Origin of the sequence: Streptomyces sp. NPDC006134 (genome assembly GCF_040628835.1) — a bacterium.
Taxonomy (GTDB): Bacteria; Actinomycetota; Actinomycetes; order Streptomycetales; family Streptomycetaceae; genus Streptomyces.
In genome coordinates this window covers 1-17,028 of record NZ_JBEXTV010000047.1, presented here as the reverse complement: position 1 = coordinate 17,028, position 17,028 = coordinate 1, and the positions used below count along the sequence as shown (strand labels likewise).

The 17,028-nt window shown below is 75.6% G+C and carries 7 protein-coding genes and 1 pseudogene; 7 read left to right on the top strand and 1 reads right to left on the bottom strand.

The annotated features are described in order from the left end of the window. Positions 1-98: 98 nt before the first annotated feature. Positions 99-755, bottom strand: a pseudogene (locus tag ABZ340_RS26650) (IS5 family transposase); the annotation flags it as partial. A gap of 1,059 nt (positions 756-1,814) precedes the next feature. Between ABZ340_RS26650 and ABZ340_RS26645 the strand changes: the two are divergent. The 7 genes from ABZ340_RS26645 (at position 1,815) to ABZ340_RS26615 (ending at position 16,899) form a co-directional block, all read left to right on the top strand. Further along, on the top strand, positions 1,815-2,786 hold the full coding sequence (locus ABZ340_RS26645; RefSeq protein WP_358784360.1) for a short-chain dehydrogenase/reductase: 972 nt from the start codon (positions 1,815-1,817) through the stop codon (positions 2,784-2,786). 307 nt (positions 2,787-3,093) lie between these two features. Further along, complete coding sequence (locus ABZ340_RS26640; RefSeq protein WP_358784359.1) at positions 3,094-3,348, top strand: hypothetical protein; 255 nt, start codon at positions 3,094-3,096, stop codon at positions 3,346-3,348. Positions 3,349-3,558: 210 nt separating this feature from the next. Next, positions 3,559-5,190: an MMPL family transporter gene (locus ABZ340_RS26635; RefSeq protein WP_358784398.1), complete on the top strand. Its 1,632-nt coding sequence runs from the start codon at positions 3,559-3,561 to the stop codon at positions 5,188-5,190. Between the two features lie 425 nt (positions 5,191-5,615). Further along, on the top strand, positions 5,616-12,986 hold the full coding sequence (locus ABZ340_RS26630; RefSeq protein WP_358784358.1) for an SDR family NAD(P)-dependent oxidoreductase: 7,371 nt from the start codon (positions 5,616-5,618) through the stop codon (positions 12,984-12,986). Then, entirely contained in the window at positions 12,983-14,356 is a 1,374-nt protein-coding gene (locus ABZ340_RS26625) for a hypothetical protein (RefSeq protein ID WP_358784357.1), read from the top strand. The genes ABZ340_RS26630 and ABZ340_RS26625 overlap by 4 nt, the downstream gene beginning before the upstream one ends. Positions 14,357-14,378: 22 nt before the next feature. Further along, a complete protein-coding gene (locus tag ABZ340_RS26620) occupies positions 14,379-15,485 on the top strand; it encodes a diiron oxygenase (RefSeq protein WP_358784356.1) in 1,107 nt (368 codons plus the stop codon). A gap of 184 nt (positions 15,486-15,669) precedes the next feature. Beyond that, a complete protein-coding gene (locus tag ABZ340_RS26615; RefSeq protein WP_358784355.1) occupies positions 15,670-16,899 on the top strand; it encodes a wax ester/triacylglycerol synthase domain-containing protein in 1,230 nt (409 codons plus the stop codon). The last annotated feature ends 129 nt before the right edge of the window (positions 16,900-17,028 follow it).

The following is a 17,028-nucleotide window of genomic DNA, read 5'->3' as shown; positions in this document are numbered from 1 at the left end:
GGAAATCCCGGCGCCATCACGGCTGCGTGCCTCTCGGCAACTGCGGCGTCCGGAAAGTCCGGCACCTCGTCTCGGCCGGCACTCCTGCGCGATCGCATCAGGCGTCGCCGGCAGATGAGGGCGCATCCGAGAGCGAGGAACGCTTCGTGGATGCCGTCGCGTATCTCCCACCGGATTCGCAAGCGGCGGAACCAAGGCAGAGGGGCGAACGCACGCTCCACGCCCCGGCATCGGGTGCCCGGTCCGGAGCCCTACCCGGTGCCGCGGCGGGCGATCAGCGGCTTCACTCCGGGAACCCGGACCGGTCGGCGTATTCGTCGTGGCCGTAGCCGCGGTCGGTAGCACCGCGTCGGGGCGGCGTCGGGGCCGGCCGCGCTTGCCGCGCGCGGGCGGCACAGCTCGGAGGAGCGGGATCAGCCGGGTGGCATCGTCGCGGTTGCCTCCAAGCCGGGGTGGCGGCGAGCGGGATGCCGGTGGCGTCGGTGATCAGGTGGTGTCTGCTGCCTGTCCTCCCACGCTCCACCGGGCTCCGTCCAGTCTCGGCGCCTCCCTTCAACGCCCGGATGCGGGAGCCGTCGACGGCTGCACGGGAGAAAAACGAGGGCATTCGCGCTGCGGAGTCCGGTGAGGAGGACCCCGTGCAGCTGGGGCCGTACGCCTGCCTCGGACCACTCGGCCAGGCGGCGCCAGCAGGTCGTTTCCGACCCGAAGCCGCGTTCCTGCGGCAGATGGTTCCAGGCGATCCCGGTGTACAGCGCGAAATCGTGCCCGGGCCGCGCCCATCACGGGGGACACGCCCCGCCCCACCGGGCCGATGCCCGCCGTGGTCTCGCAGAGGGCGACTGCGCGGTTCCCGGCCTGTGGCTGCGACAGCCCCCGGGGCGGATGACCGTCGGCAGTGCATGGCGGCGGCCCGCCGCACAGGGCTCTCCCCCGTACCGGTCTTCCAGCCGCCAATCTGGCCCACCGGTCGAGCCCTGCGCTCCGATGAGCCCCATCCGGAACTCCTTCGGCACGGGGACCAGCAAGAAGCCCCCGTTCCTCGTCCTGGGCTGTTCGCGGCCCCCGAAAGCCTTGCCGTGCGACCGGCCGGCACCGAGCGGTACACCCCGGCGGACCTCGTCCTCGGCGGTGACGTGGTACGGCGGTACTGCCATCGGGGTGCCCCGCTCGACGAGGCGTACTCCGCGCCTCTCCCGGCGTCCGAGCCACGCGCCACCGGGGCACCGGGACGCAAGAGGAAATGCCGGGCCTGAGCGCAGTCGTTCGCCGGCACGGGCCCGGTCCCACCTCCCGGCGGCGCGAGAGCGGGCTCCGCGGTGCAGACGGGTGCCCGTACGGCCTCCGCACGGCAGGGGCGGCGGATTCGCTCGCCCGAGCGGGCGTACCACCTCGGTGCGGGCGCCGGGCCGCGTTCCCCGGCTGCCCCGCAAGGTGCCGGAGACCAGGACCCTGCCGGCCCCGGTCCTTCCCGCCCCCGCCGGGACCGCCCGGGACGCATGTGTCAACACGTGTCGCCCGTTTGTCGCTCGTTCGTGTCTTCGGGGCCGGGCGATCCGCGCGGACCGGGACCCTTGTACCGCCCGGCCGGTCGCGGCGTCCGGGCCGGCGCCGGCGGACGCGGCCCTCGGACCGGCCCCGCCCGTCTGCGCCTGCCAGGGCGCCACAACCGGCCGGGCCAGGAAGGACGGTGCTCCGGGCCGGGACGGTCGGAACCGTCCTGCCGGTGCCCCGCGCCGAGCACCACGACCCCGCCCCTGCCGCCCCGCGCGCACGCAGGCAGAACCAGCAACTCCGGCCCACCAGCGAGGACGATGTCAGTGCCCCATTACCCGCTCCCCGGCAAGACCGTGCTCATCACCGGCGCCGCCGGCGGCATCGGAGCAGCCTGTGCGCGAGCACTGCACGCCCGGGGCGCGAACCTGGTGCTGGCCGGCCGCACCGCCTCCTCGGTCGCCGCACTGGCCCGCGAACTGGGCGAGGAGAGAACGCTGCCCTTGAGCGTGGACGTGACGGACCGGGCGGCGCTGGACGACGCGGTGGCCCGTACCGTGGACCGCTTCGGACGGCTCGACGTCGTCTTCGCCAACGCGGGCGCCGGCCCGGCACGTCCCGCGACCGTCGCCACCGTCGACCCCGCGGTGTTCGAGCACGTCGTCGAGGTGAACCTCCTGGGCGTCTGGCGCACCGTGCGCGCGGCGCTGCCCCAGGTCATCGCCCACCGCGGTCATGTCTTGGTCAACGCCTCCGTCTACGCCTACGTCAACGGCGCCGTGAACGCCGCCTACGCCGCCTCCAAAGCCGCGGTCGAGCAGATCACCCGCGCCCTGCGCGTGGAGCTGAGCCCTCACGGTGCCACCGCCGGTGTCCTCCACCCGGGGTGGGTGGAGACCGAGATGGCCCGGCCGGCCTTCGGAGGGGACGACCTGGCGACCAGGATGCGCGAAGCCGGCTTTCCCCGTCCCTTCGCCGCCGCGATCCCCGCGGAAGCCGTCGCCGGACGTGTGGTCCAGGGCATCGAGCGGCGCACCGCGAGCATCACGGTCCCCCGCCGCTGGCAGCCGGTCGGGATTCTGCGCGGCATGGTCAATCCCCTCTGCGACCGCCTCCTGAGCCGCGACACCAGGCTCCGGCACCTCCTGCGGGCACTGGAGGACGGAACGCCCGGGGCCGCCCCCTCGGGTGACACGCCGGCCGGGTCCCACGGGGCCGTCCCGCCGCCACCGCCTCCGGCACCGAGGCGCGCCGCCCCTTCGGCCGGGCCGACGCCCCCGGAGCCCGGCTGACCCGGACACCGCGCCCTGCCGTATCCGCCGCGCCGCGCCGGACGGTGGGCAGGAGGCCGCCCCAGCTGGACGACACGCCGGCCAGGACCCGGCCATCCGAAGGGACAGGACGGCCGGATACCCGACAAGGGGACCGCGGCCACCACGTCCACGCACGGCGGGACCCCGTCGGCATCCCGCCTCACCGCGCGTCTCGGAGCGCGGGTGAGGGCCTGCCTCGGCTCCGCGCGGCCACGCCTTCCCCGCCCGGCGACGCCCCCCCTCGGACGAGGACGTCACCGAGCGGGGGGCGAAGTGGCCGGGCGCCGTGGCGCGGTGGTCCTACCGGCACGGCCGTCTCGTGCTCGGCACGGCGGCCTGCCTGCTCGCACGCGGCGCGTCCGCCGGCCTGAGCGGTGGCGACCGGTGGTCCAACGGCGGCTACAGCGCGGACGGCACGGCCGCCCGGCGCGCCGAGACCGCCGCCCGGGAGTTCGCCGCCGGCGCACCCGGCCTGGTCCTGTACGCACGCTCCGGCCGCCCGGCCGACACCCCGAGGCGGCGGAACAGGGACGGCGGCTGACCGAACGCGCCGCCCGCTTCCCGGGGGCGCGTCGGCACTGTCGTACGGGAACACCGGGCTGGACCCGCTCCGCGCGGCCCACGGGCGCGGCGCCCTGCTGCGCATCGACTTCGAAGGGGACGAGACCGAGGCCGCCCGCACCGCCCACGCCCTGATGCCGGCCCTGCGGGCCGCGGCCTCGGAGCCGAGACTGTCGGCGAGCGGCCCCGCCTGGGTCGACGTGACCGCCACCGACCAGGCGAAGCGGGACCTGCCGCACTCGGAACTGTTCGACCTGCCCGTGACGTTCCTGGTCCTGGTGCCGGCCTTCGGCTCCCTGGGCGCCACCCTCCTCCCTCTGGTGATCGGTGCCACCGCCGCGCCGGGCGCCCTGGCCCTGCCGGCGGTGGCGACCCGGCTGACGCCGGTCCCGGTCTTCGCCGTCGACTCGGCTGCGCCCTCGGCCCCGGCCTCGCCGTCGCCTGCGCCTTGTTCACCCTCTCGCGCTACCGCGAGGAGCGTGCCCGCGGCCTGGACCCGCAGGAGGCCGTGGGACGGGCGATGCCCACCACCGGCCGGGCCGTGGTCTTCTGCGCCCTGACCATGGCCTGGCCCATGGCGGCGCTGCTGGTGTTCCCGCTCGGACCGATCCGGTCGCCGGCGATCGCCTCGCTCGTCGTCGTCGCGTTCTGCGCGGTGGGCACCCTGTTCCTGCTTCCCGCCCTGGTGGCCGTGTCGGGCAGCCGGCTCGGCGGCCTCGGCGCGTCCCGCCGGCCGCCGTGGCGCCGGTCCGTCACCGGCCCCTCGGTGAGCCCTGCCTGGCGCCGGGCCGCGCTCACGGTGACCGGACGGCCGGTGCTGTGGGCGGCGGCCGGTTCCGCCCTGCTGCTGGGGCTGGCCGCGCCCGTCACCGGGCTCAGGCCCGCCCTGATGGACGAGACCGTCCTGCCGTCCCACGCCGAGGCGCGGACCGCCGCGCAAGCCGTCCGCGCGGACTTCCCCCCACCCGCCCGAGCGGCGACTGACGGTGGTACTGCCACGGACGGACCCGGCGGCCCGGGCAGCCGAGCTGGACGCCTGCGCGCGGCGCCTGGCGGCGCTGCCCGGATGAGCACCGAGGCAGGTGATCACACCGGCGGACGGCTCGCCGGGGCACGGCACACCGAGGCGACCGGACGGCGCGGAACGCTGGTCGTGGTGTTCGCGGCGGGCCCCGTCCAGTCGCGGAGCACCGCCGCCCTGGCCGCCGCGGTGCGCGGCACTCCGGCGCCGGGGCCCGCGCAGGTCGCGGGGACCGCCGTCCACCTCGCCGGCACCCGGCAGGCCGTGACGGACGCGCTTCTCCGGTGGCCGGCCCTGATGCTCAGCGGTGTGTTCGTCATGCTGCTCCTGTTCACCAGGAGCCTGCCGGCCGCGCTGAAGGCCGCCGTCCTGGGGGCGTCGGCCATCGGCGCGGCGCTCGGACCGATGGTGCTGCTCTTCCAGCGGCTGCAGATCCTGGAGCCGCCGGCCGGAGGCGGCGAGGGCGTGCCGGAGATCACCATGCCGCTGCTCGCCGCCGCTCTGGCGTTCGGCCTCTGTGCGGACCACGAGGTCTTCCTCGTCTCCCGCATGGCGGAGGAGCGGCGGCGCACCCGCCGGAACACCGCCGCCATCGTGTTCGGTGGCGAGCACACCGGCCGGCTGTTCACCGCCGCCGCGCCGGTGGTCGCCGTCGGCACGGGCGCCCTGATGCCGTCCCAGGTCAGCCTCCTGGTGGTCCTCGGCGCCACGATGGCCGCGATCGTCGTCCTCGGTGCCACCGTCGTGCGGGGCGTCCTCGTCCCGGCGGCGACGCAGCCGGCCGGGAAGGCGAACCGGTGATCGCCCGCGGTGCGCCGGCGACCCGCGCCACACCGTCCCGCCGACGTGGAGAGCGGGTGACCGCGACCCGCACCGCGGCCTTGGAGCCCCGGACAGAAGGGGCGTCCGGCTCGCGAGGCCCGGCACGCACGCTCGCCGCATTGCCATAGCGCCCACGTGGCTCTGCCACGTGGGCGCTATGGCGCCTTGCGCTCGCACGCACCGGACGCCGCGAGCTGACCGGACGCCCCTTCTGTCCGGGGCTCTTAACGCATACGTTCCGGCGGCGGGGCGGACCCAGCCGGGACGCCACCTGAAGGGGTGGTGATGGGGACCGTTCGAGTGAACGCGCTCCCGCCGCGCCGACCGGGCGCTGGAGACTCCCAGTGGCCTTCTTCCCACCTTCCGACCTTCCCACCTTCCGACAGTCCAACATGAGGAGCTCCATGGCCGAGCTGGATCAAGCCGTCGCCGTCATCGGCACCGCCTGCCGACTGCCGGGCGGCATCAGCGACCTGGACGGCCTGTGGACCGCTCTGGTCAAGGGAGAGGACCTGGTCGGGGAGGTCCCGCCGGACCGGTTCGACCCGGCGGACTTCCTGGACGGCGGCCGGCGCCGGCCCGGACGGACCTACACCGTGGCCGGCGGCTTCCTGCCGGACGTCCAGGGTTTCGACTGCGAGTACTTCCGCGGCATCTCCCCCCGGGAGGCGCAGCACATGGACCCGCAGCAGAGGCTGCTGCTGGAGCTGGCGGTCGAGGCGCTGGACGACGCGGGCGTGGACCCGGCGCGCTGCGCGGGGACCGACGGCGCGGTCTTCGTCGGCTGCTCCGGCCACGACTTCGGCCGCCTGGCGCAGTCCAGGCCCGCCATGGGCGATGTCCACTCGATGTCGGGCATCGCCCTGGCCAACACCGCCAACCGCATCTCGCACCTGCTGGACTGGCACGGGGAGAGCTTCGCCCTCGACACCGCCTGCTCCTCGGCGCTGACCGCGGTCCACCGCGCGTACGAGCACCTGTGCGCCGGCCGTGCCCGGCTGGCCCTGGCGGGCGGTGTCAACATCCTGCTGGACCCCCGCGTGTTCGCCGGGTTCTCCAACGCGTCGATGCTGTCGCCCACGGGCCGGTGCCGGGCCTTCTCTGCGGACGCGGACGGCTACGTCCGCTCCGAGGGCGGCGGCCTGCTGCTGCTCAAGCGGCTGCCCGACGCCCTGGCCGACGGCGACCGGATCCACGCGGTCGTCCTCGGCAGCGGCGCCAACAACGACGGCCGCACCCCGGGCATCGCCCTGCCGAGCGGGAAGGCCCAGCAGAGCCTCCTGACGGCCACCTACGCGGCGGCGTCGGTGCACCCCGACCGCCTCGTCTACGTGGAGGCCCACGGGACCGGCACCCCGATCGGCGACCCCGTCGAGTGCGAGGCCATCGGCCGCGCCCTCGGCTCCCGGCGCACCGTCGGCCCCCTGCCCATCGGCTCGGTGAAGACCAACCTGGGGCACCTGGAACCGGCCTCCGGGGTGCCCGGCCTGCTGAAGGCCATCCTGGTGCTGCGGCATGGCCTGGTGCCGCCCACCCTGCACGCCGAGCCGCTGAACCCGCGCATCGGCTTCACCGGCCTCAACCTCATCCCCACCCTCCGGCCGCACCGTATCGAGGTGCCCCCCGACGCGGTGGTCGGCGTCAACTCCTTCGGCTTCGGCGGCGCCAACGCGCATGTGCTGCTGGGCCCCGCCCCGTCCGCTCCCGGCCCCCGGGCGGCGGCCGAGGGCCCGCTGCCCGTCATGGTCACCGCCCGCGGCCAGGGCGCCCTCGCCGAGGCGTGCGACCGGCTGGCCGGGAGACTCCACGCATCCGACGCGAGCGACTTCTACGGCATCGCCCACACCACGACGCGCCGCCGGGCCCGGCACGACCACCGCACCGTGGTGCTGGCCGAGACCGCGCAGGAGGCGGCGTCCGCCCTGCTGGCGGCCGCCCGCGGGGAACGCCCGGCGCCGGGTTCGGCCACGGCCCGGGCGGTGGCGCACGGCCGGGTGGCGTTCGCCTTCTCCGGGAACGGCTCCCAGTGGCCCGGCATGGGGGCCGAACTGCTGCGGACCGAGCCGGTCTTCCGGCGGGCCGTGGAGCGTGTCGCGGGCGTCCTCGACGAGCTGCTCGGCTGGTCGGTCGTCGACGCGATGGCGGCGGGCGACGCGCGGCGGCTGCGGTCCACCGAGGTGGCGCAGCCGTTGCTGTTCGCCTATCAGCTCGGCGTGGCCGAGGTACTCCGCACGCACGGCGTGCGGCCCCGGGCCGTCGTCGGGCACAGCGTCGGGGAGATCGCCGCGGCCTGCGTCGCCGGAGCGCTCGACCTGGCGTCCGCCGCCCGGGTGGTCGCCGCGCGGAGCAGGGCCCAGGAGGCCACGGCCGGCACGGGACGCATGGCGGCCGTCGGACTGTCCGAGGAGGAACTGACGGCCGAACTCGCGCGCCACGACGGCCGGCTGGAACTGGCCGGCGTCAACAGCAGGACCGACACCACGGTCGCCGGACGGGCCGCCGACCTGGCACTCCTGAGCGAACGCCTCCAGGAACGCGGGGTGTTCGCGCGGGAACTGGATCTCGACTACGCCTTCCACAGCGCCGCCATGGACCCGATCCGGCAGACCCTGCTCACCTCTCTGGCGGGCCTGTCGTCCACGAAACCCGCGCTGCCGTTCGCCTCCACGGTGACCGGCGGCGTCCTGGACACCGTCCCGCTGGACGCCGCGTACTGGTGGCGCAACGTCCGCGAGCCGGTGCGCTTCGCCCCGGCCGTCGAGGCGCTGGCCGCCGAGGGCTTCGACGTCTTCGTCGAGATCGGCCCGCACTCCGTCCTCGGCCCCTACCTGCGCCGGCTGACCCAGGACGGCTCCTCGCCCGCCGCGGTGGTGAAGACCGGCTCCCGGCGGGCCGACGGCCCGGCGGCCCTCCGGACGGCCGTCGCCCACCTGCTGGCCGCCGGTGCCGCGGTCGACACCGGCGCGCACTTCCCCCGGCCGGTCCCGCCGGTGGAACTGCCCCCCTATCCGTGGCAGCGGGAACGGCACTGGGACGCCGAGCCGAGCTGGTGGTCCGGCATCGTCAGCGACGGCGTGTCCCGGCACCCGCTGCTCGGCCAGCGCGCCGTCACGGCCGGGCCCGCCTGGCACGGCGTACTGAGCACGGTCCGCAGCCCCTGGCTGTCCGAACACCGCGTCGGCCGGACCACCGTGCTCCCGGCCACCGGATACCTGGAAGCCGCCCTCGCCGCCGGCCACCGGGTCCTGGACACGACCGCACTGGAGGTCACCGACCTCGCCGTCACCAGCGCCTGCGTCCTGCCCGGCGAGGACAGCACCGACGACCTGCTGCTCCAGACCACCCTGGAGCCGCGGACCGGCACGGTGACCATCGCCGGCCGCACCGGAGCGGACGGCCCCTGGCAGCACCACGCGCAGGGGCGCGTACGCCGCCTGCTGCGGCCGGAGCCGGCCCCCCTCGACCTGGCCGCGCTGCGCGCCCGCCTCCATCCCGACCCCGTGCCCGCCGCCGCGCACTACCAGGGCCTGGTCGCCGGTGGCATCACCCACGGCCCCGCCTTCCAGGTCCTCACCGAGTTCCGGCTCGGGGAGGGGGAACTGCTCGCCTCCTACCGCACCGAGCAGAGCATGGACGGCTACCTCGCCCACCCGGTGGTGACCGACGGCGCCCTCCAGGCCGGAGCCCCGCTCCTGGCCGCGCTGACCGGCCAGGCCCTCTTCCTGCCCGCCCAGCTGACGGCCGTACGCCGGTGGCACCCGCCGGCGCCCGAGGGCCACCTGCACCTGCGGCTGGTCCACGCCACCGGCCGGGAAGCCGTCTGGGACGTGTCCCTGACGGACCCGGACGGCCGGGTCTGCATGGAACTGGAGGGCTGCCGGCTGCGCCGCTTCGACCAGCACGGCGACACCGCCGCCACGGTGCAGGAACTCGTGCTCCGGGCAGCCCCGCGGGACGACGACACCGCACCGGTGCGGCTGCCCGACCCCGCCGGCCTGATGGCGCAGACGGCCCCCGCCCGGGCCCGCCTGCGCGCACGCATCGACGACCGCTACGAGCAGGTGACCGCCCGCACCGGGGAGATCGCGGCGATGTTCGCCCGGCGCGCCGTCGAGACGCTCCTGCCGGACAGGACCGAGTTCGGACTCGACGACCTGTGCGCGGCCGGCGCGCTGCCGAAGTACCGGCCCTACCTGCGCCGGCTGGCCGGGACCATGTGCGCGTCCGGCCTCGCCGAGCAGACCGCCCCCGACCACTGGCGGCTCACCGGACAGACGACCGCCACCGACCCGCTGGAACGGATCCGCTCCCTCCTCGCCGACCTGCCCGACGCGCTGACCCTGACCCTGCCCGGCCTGCGCTGCGGACTGCGGCTCGCCCGGCTGCTGCGGGGCGAGGACGACCCCCGCGAGGTCCTCTTCGGCGAGGCCGACCAGCACTTCCTCACCCAGCTCTACGGCAACGCGCCCCACCTGCGCCTGCACAACGCCTACGCCGGGAAGCTGCTGGAGGCCATGGCCGGGCACTGGCCCGCCGGCCGGCCGCTGCGCGTCCTGGAAGTCGGCGCCGGCACCGGCGGCATGACCGGCGCGCTGCTGCCCGTACTGCCCCCCGAACGCACCCGCTACCTGTTCACCGACCGCTCGGCCGGATTCCTGGCGAAGGCGAAGTCCCGCTTCGCCGCGTACGACTTCGTCGAGTACGCCACCTTCGACCTCGACCGCGACCCCGCCGGACAGGACCTGCCCGCCGGCCGTTTCGACCTGGTCGTCGCCGCCAACGCGCTGCACACCGCCAAGGACCTGGCCGCCGCCGTCGGCCGGCTCGCCACCCTGCTCGCCGACGAGGGCATGCTGCTCGCCCTGGAGAGCCACGACAGCGACTGGGTGTCCACCTTCTTCGGCGTGCTGGACGACTACTGGGACTACACGGACACCGCCCTGCGGCAGGACTCCCCCCTCCTGAGCCGCGAGCAGTGGAAGGACCTGCTCACCGCACACGGATTCGACGCCGTGGCCTGCACCGGCGAGGCACCGGACGCGCGGCGCGCGAGCGACTCGGTGATCCTCGCCCGGCGCGCGGCCACCCCCGCCCCCGCCTGTCCGCCACCCGCCCCGGCACCGGAGCCGGCCGGCCGGTGGCTGGTGGCGGCGGCCACCCCCGGCGCCCTGCCCGACCGGCTCGCCGAGGCGCTCGGCACCCGGCCCCTGCCGCTCGACGGCCCGGACCGGGCCACGACGGTGCCCCGCGAACCGGACACCCCCGTCCACCTGGTCCTGCTGCTGGAGGAGACCGGTCCGGCGTCCGATCCGGCCGCCGCCATCACCCGCGCCGCCTGCCACGTCCGGGACGCGGCGGCCGCCCTCGGGGAGCGCCGGGAAGCCGCCCTGTGGCTGGTCCTGCCCCCGACCGGTCTCTTCCCGGCCCCGGAACGCCCCCAGGCCCCCGAGGCCGCCGCCCTGTGGGCCCTGGGCCGCACCGTCGCCAGCGAGTACCCCTCCCTCCAGGTGCGGATGGTCTCGCTGGAACGCTCGGACGACCCCGGCCGGGACGCGGCGCGGCTCCTCGCCGAACTGCGCGGCCCCGGGCCCGAACGAGAGATCGTCCTGACCGGCGCGGGCCGTTTCGTCCCCCGGTTCACCACGGCCGCGCCGCCCGTACGCCGGCAGGCCGACGGATACCGGCTGAGCCTGCGCGACCCCGGCATGTCCCACCGGCTGGTGTGGGAACCGCGGGACGTCCCCGCCCCCGCGGCCGGCGAGGTGCTGGTCGCCGTCCGGGCCGCCGCCCTGAACTACCGCGACGTGATGCTCGCCACCGGGCTCATCCCGGACGACCAGCCGGTCCCCGGACTCCAGGGCCCCGCCCTGGGACTGGAAGGCGCCGGCGAGGTGGTCGCCGTGGGAGCGGGAGTGACCGGCCTCGCCCCCGGGGACCGCGTCTTCGGCAGCGGGGCCGGCTGGTTCGCCTCCCACATCGTCCTGAGGGCCGAACAGGTGGGCCGGATCCCGGAAGGGATGACCTTCGCCGAGGCGGCCACCCTGCCCGCGGTCTTCCTCACCGTCCAGTACGGGCTGGAACGCCTGGCCCGCCTGCGCCCCGGCGAGCGGGTGCTGGTCCACGGAGCGGCCGGGGGAGTGGGCCTGGCCGCCCTCCAGTACGCCTGGTCCGTGGGCGCCGAGGTCATCGCGACCGCGGGCACGCCGGCCAAGCGCGACCTGCTGCGGATGCTCGGTGTCCGGCACGTCCTGAACTCACGGGACCTGAGCTTCGCCGAGGACGTCCGCGCGCTGACCGACGGCCGCGGCGTCGACGTGGTGCTGAACTCGCTGGCGGGCGAGGCCATCACGCGCGGCCTGGAATGCCTGAGCCCCGGCGGCCGGTTCGTCGAGCTCGGCAAGCGCGACCTCTACGCCAACACGCCCGTGCTCCTCGGTCCCTTCCGGCGCAACATCGCCTACTTCGGCGTCGACGTGGCGACCCTCCCCGAGCAGCTGCCGCAGGTCGCGGCCGAGGAGTTCACCGAACTGTGCCGCCGTGTCACCGAGGGCCGCTACCGGCCGCTGCCCCACCAGGTCCACTCCGCCGACGCCCTCCCCGAGGCGTTCCGCTCCCTGCGCCACTCCCGGCACCTGGGGAAGATCGTCATCGAGCTGGGCGAGCCGGTCCCGGTGGAACAACCGGTGCCGGCGGCGGCCCCGGACCCCACCGCCAGCTATCTGGTCACCGGGGGCCTGAGCGGCCTCGGGGCGGCGCTGGCGGAGCATCTGGTGGGCCGGGGAGCCCGGCACCTGATCCTGGCCGGGCGGCGCGGCGCGGACTCCCCGGAGGCACCGGCGCTGCTGAAGCGGCTCGCGGCGGCCGGGGCACGGGTGACGGCCCTCGCCGCCGACGCGGCCGACCGCGAGGCGATGCGGCGGGCGATCACCGACGCGGACGAGGCGGGGCACCCGGTGCGGGGCGTCCTGCACGCGGCGATGGTCCTCGACGACGCCCCGCTCGCCCAGCTGACGGCCGAACGCTTCGACGCCGTCCTGCACCCCAAGGTGCGCGGCGCCGCCGTACTGTCCGACCTCACCGCCGGCCGCGAGCTGGACTTCTTCCACGTGTGCTCCTCGGTGGCCGCCCTCGGCGGCAACAAGCTCCAGAGCGCCTACGTCGCCGCCAACGCCTACCTGGAGGCCCTGGTCCGGCAGCGCCGCGCCCGCGGCCTGCCGGGCACCGCGCAGGTCCTGGGCGGCGTCGCCGAGACCGGCTTCGTCGTCCGGACCGGCTTCGAGCAGACGCTGCACCGCATGGGGTTCGGCTCCGTCACGCCGGCGGAGATCTGGGGCGCCTTCGAGCGGCAGACCGGGCACGGGCCCGACGTCGGGGTGTTCGGCCGGGTGGACTGGGAGACGATGGGACAGCTGCTCGCCGGGCTGAACCGGCCGGCCTTCGCCGCATGCCGGCAGGCCGCCGGCCGCGCGGGAGTGAGCCGGGCCCAGGCGCTGCGCTCCCGGCTCGCCGCGCTCTCCGACGACGAGGCGGCGAAGGCGGTCGCCGGCGAACTGGCGGCCCTGGTGGCCGAGGTCGCGCAGACCACCCCCGAGCGGGTCGACCGCACCTGCAAACTGGACCAGCTGGGACTCGACTCGCTCATGGTCGTCGAACTCTCCGTCGCCGTGGACCGCGCACTGGGCTGCAACATCCCCGCCCTGGAACTGATGGCGGCGAGCTGCCTGGACGATCTGGCCCGCCGCGTCCTGCCGCTGATGGCGGGAGGCAGCCGATGACCGGCGTCCCGGACCGCCCGGCGGTCGAACTCGACGAACTGCCGTGGTGGCGGCCGCTGGTGGTGCAGGTCGCCGGGCGGCCCCACCCGGACGACACCGCGCTGGGCGTCTTCGTCCGCCGGCTCACCGCGGCCTTCGAGGAACAGGGCCACACCGTCGTGGAGTCCTCGCACGGCGACGTCGACCTGCTCCTGATCGTCACCCACATCCCGGCCGGCCCCCGGCCCCTGCCCGACCGGGTCCCCGAGGAGAGCCCTCCGCTGAGCGCCCGGATCTGCGGCGAGCTGGGACTGCGGGTGGGCTCCCGCCGCACGGTGGTGGTCGCCCAGGTCCCCGAGCGCCTCGCCGGTCTGCGGCACACCGAGGCGGTCGAGACCGGGCGGACCGTCATGGCGCGGACCGCGGCCCCCCGCGTGGTCCTGGTCGGCGACGGCGGACGGGAGGCCACCCTGTTCACCCTGGAAGGCGGCCATCCCACCGAGACCGGGCGGCTCGCCGACCGGATCCGGGACCGGCTGGTCACCGCCGCCTGCGCCCAGGACGTCGGCGACCGCTACGACGTGGTCCCCGACGCCCTGCCCGCCACCGCCTGGGCCGCCTCCGAGGCACCGGCGCACCTGGCGGCGGCCGGGCGGCGGATGGGCCGGCTCGGCCTGCTCCCCGAACCGGTCCGCATCGACCGCTACGTCTCGGACGGCCTCGCCTCCCTGTACCGCGAGTACCTCGGCTGGAAGCGGCTCAGCGAGGGCATGCTGTTCCTCTACGACCCCGGCCTCGACGCCGTCGTGGTCACCGCCTCCGGAAGCCGGGACGTCGACAAGCGGGACCTGCGCGAGGACGAGGTGACCGTGCTCCACCCCCGAAGCCGCGGCGACCGCCTGCGGGTCCTCGCCCCGGAGGGCCTCGCCCCCAAGGGCCCGTCGGTGGAGGCGTGGGAGGTGTGCGCCCTGCTCTCCTCCGTGCCCACGGTCCGGCTCGGACGGTCGGCGGCCGGGCAGTGGGTCGTGGACCCCGACGGCGAGCGCACGGCGCCCCTCGTCCGCGGCGGCGTGCACGCCCATGTGGGAGTCGGCCGCGCCGACGCCTCGGTGATCGAGTCGGTGCCGCCCAACCGCGAGCTGTACCCCTACGGCTTCGGCTGCGGCACCGACCTGATGGCCGACGTGGCCGCCGACACCGTCGCCCGCTCGCGCGCCGTCAACGACCCCGCGGACCCCCGGCTGTACGTCCGCTGGCCGATGCTCTACCACGGCGAGATGGCGGTGGAACTGTGGAAGCCCGGCCTCCCCGGACAGCCCCTGCAAGGACTGCTGGACGCCTACGCCCGGTCCGTCCACTACACCCCCGACCACGTCGACCAGCCCCTGTAACACCGGAAGGAGGACGGCGCCCGTGACATCTCCCATCCCGCCCCCGTCCGCGGCCGGCCACTGGACGGTGCCCGCCGGCGCGGCGAGCACCTTCTCCTGGCGGTACGGCGACGGACGCGAACGCCTGCTCGCGCTCTACCAGCGCGGCAAGGACCGGCAGTGGGACGCCGTACGCCGGATCGACTGGGACACCGAGGTGGACCCCGCCGACCCCCTGGGAACCCCCGACGAGGCGCTCCCCCTGTACGGCACCCCGTACTGGGAACGCCTGGGCAGCGAGCGGCGCGACGAGCTGCGGCGGCACTTCGCCGCCTGGCAGTTCAGCCAGTTCCTCCACGGTGAGCAGGGAGCCATGATCTGCTCGGCCCGCATCGTGGAGAGCACGCCCGGCCTCGACGCCAAGTTCTTCGCGGCGACCCAGACCATGGACGAGGCCCGCCATGTCGAGATCTTCTCCCGCTTCCTGGGAGAGAAGATCGGCCTGACCTACCCGGTCGACGGCAGTCTGCGCACCCTGCTGGACGACACCTTGCGCGACTCCCGCTGGGACCTGCCCTATCTCGGCATGCAGGTCCTCGTCGAAGGACTGGCGCTGGCGGCGTTCGGGCTGCTGAGGGACAGCACCGCCAAGCCCCTTCCACGGAGCCTGCTCGCCTACGTCATGCAGGACGAGGCCCGCCATGTCGCCTTCGGCCGCATGGCCCTGCGCGACCACTACCGCGGCCTGAGCGCGAACGAGCTGGCCGAGCGGGAGGAGTTCGTCGTCGAGGGCTGCCATCTGATGCGGCACCGGTTGCGCGGCACCGACGTGCTGGAGAACTTCGGGGTACCCCGTACCGCGGCCGTCCGCATCGCGGAGGAGAGCGGCTATCTCAGGACCTTCCGCCGGGCGCTGTTCTCCCGGATCGCGCCCTGCGTCAGGGACATCGGGCTGTGGAGCCCCGAGGTCCGGGAGGCGTTCGCCGACCTGTGCGACGGGGACGTACGGGGCGGCGACCTGGAGCGGCTGATGCGCCGGGACGACGAGATCGCCGAGGCGCTGGACGCGGAACGGTTCGCCGCCGAGGAGAGGGCGCGCGCCACGGAGATCACCGAGATGATCGCCCTGGGAGAGGACCCGGGCCCGTGACGGCGGCAGCTCCACGCGGTCCGCGCAGCCGCCCCCGAGGCGCCGGGACACCGGCGCCGCACGGACCGGGCCCCCGCGCCCGGGAACACGAGGGGACCCGGCCCCGACCGGCCTCGCCGCCGCACGCGCCCGGCCTCCACGGGACCGGCCCGGCCACACCACATCGCCCCCGAGGAAGACACGCTTGACCACGCGCAGCGCACAGACCACCGGACCGGTGGACCGCTATTTCCTCAGGAACGGCACCGCCTGCGGATTCGTGCTGGACTTCGACGGCCCGGCGCCGCCGGCCGAGCGCCTCGCCGCGCGGGTGGTGCGGCGGGCGGCCTCCCACGCGACGCTGAGCTCGCTGCCGCCCCCGCCCGGCCGGTACCGGTGGACCTCGCGGCAGGAGCCGCTGCGTCAGGACGCGCACGTGCGCCACGTCGCCTGCTGCGACGACGGCGCCATGACGGAGGCCGTCCGGACACTCCTGGACCAGCCGCTGCCCCGGCCGCCGCACCCTCCCTGGGACGTGCGGCTGCTGCACGTCCCCGGCCGGCCCGGCTTCCGTATCGTCTACCGCGTCCACCACGCCCTCCAGGACGGGGTGGGTGCGGCGCACACCCTGCTCGCCCTCCTGGCCGACCGGGCGGCCGAGGGCCCCCGGCCTCACCGTGCCGCCCCGCCCACCGTGGCGGGGGCACTGCTCGCCGGACGGTCCTGCCTGGCCGTGCTGCGCCCGGCCAAGGGCTGGGACGTCCTGCGCCGGGCGCCGTCGCAGCGGACCCGGTGGGTCTGCGCGGACGTGCCCGAACCCCGTGTGCGGGAGCTGGCGAGGCGGTACGGCGTCACCGTCAACGACGTCTGCCTGGCGGGTCTGGCGGGCGCGCTCGGACGCTGGCACGGCACGCTGCGCACAACCCCGCACCCGCACCCGGCCCCAAAGCTGCCGGTCCTGCTGCCGATGTCCTTCCGTCAGGACCATCAGCGGTACGCCCCGGGCACGTTGACCACCGTGCACCGTCTCACGCTTCCCTGTCACCTCTCCGGCCTGGAGCAAGCTCTCCGCCCCGTCCACAGGCAGACCCGGGCGCTGCGCGGCCACCGGGTCCGCGACGCGTCCAGGCTCGCGCTGAGGCTTCTTCCGGCGGCACTGGGACACCGTGCCGCCGGTGCCGTGCTGGGCGAGCGGGCGGCTCCGCTGATCGTCAGCAGCGTCACCCTGCCCGCCGGGTTCACCTGCTTCGACGGAACGCTGAGCGCCGCGTCGCTGATATCCGATCTCTGCGGCGGCCGGCTGGGGTACCTCTCCTTCACCCGCGCCGCGGGCGTCGTCCGGTGCGGCCTCGTCCACGATGCCGCGTTGCCCGGCGCGTCGGCGGTTCCGGCACTGTGGCGCGAGGCCGTGGCCGGGGGAGCCGCGAGGCCGTGACCGGGGGAGCGGGGCGCCCCGCTGTGAGTTCTCCGGCTGAGCGTGTCCTCGGGTCGTGTGCCGGATGAAGTCCGGCAGTCCATGGCTTCGGGCAGCGCGGGCCCGTCGTGGGCCAGGTACGCCACCAGC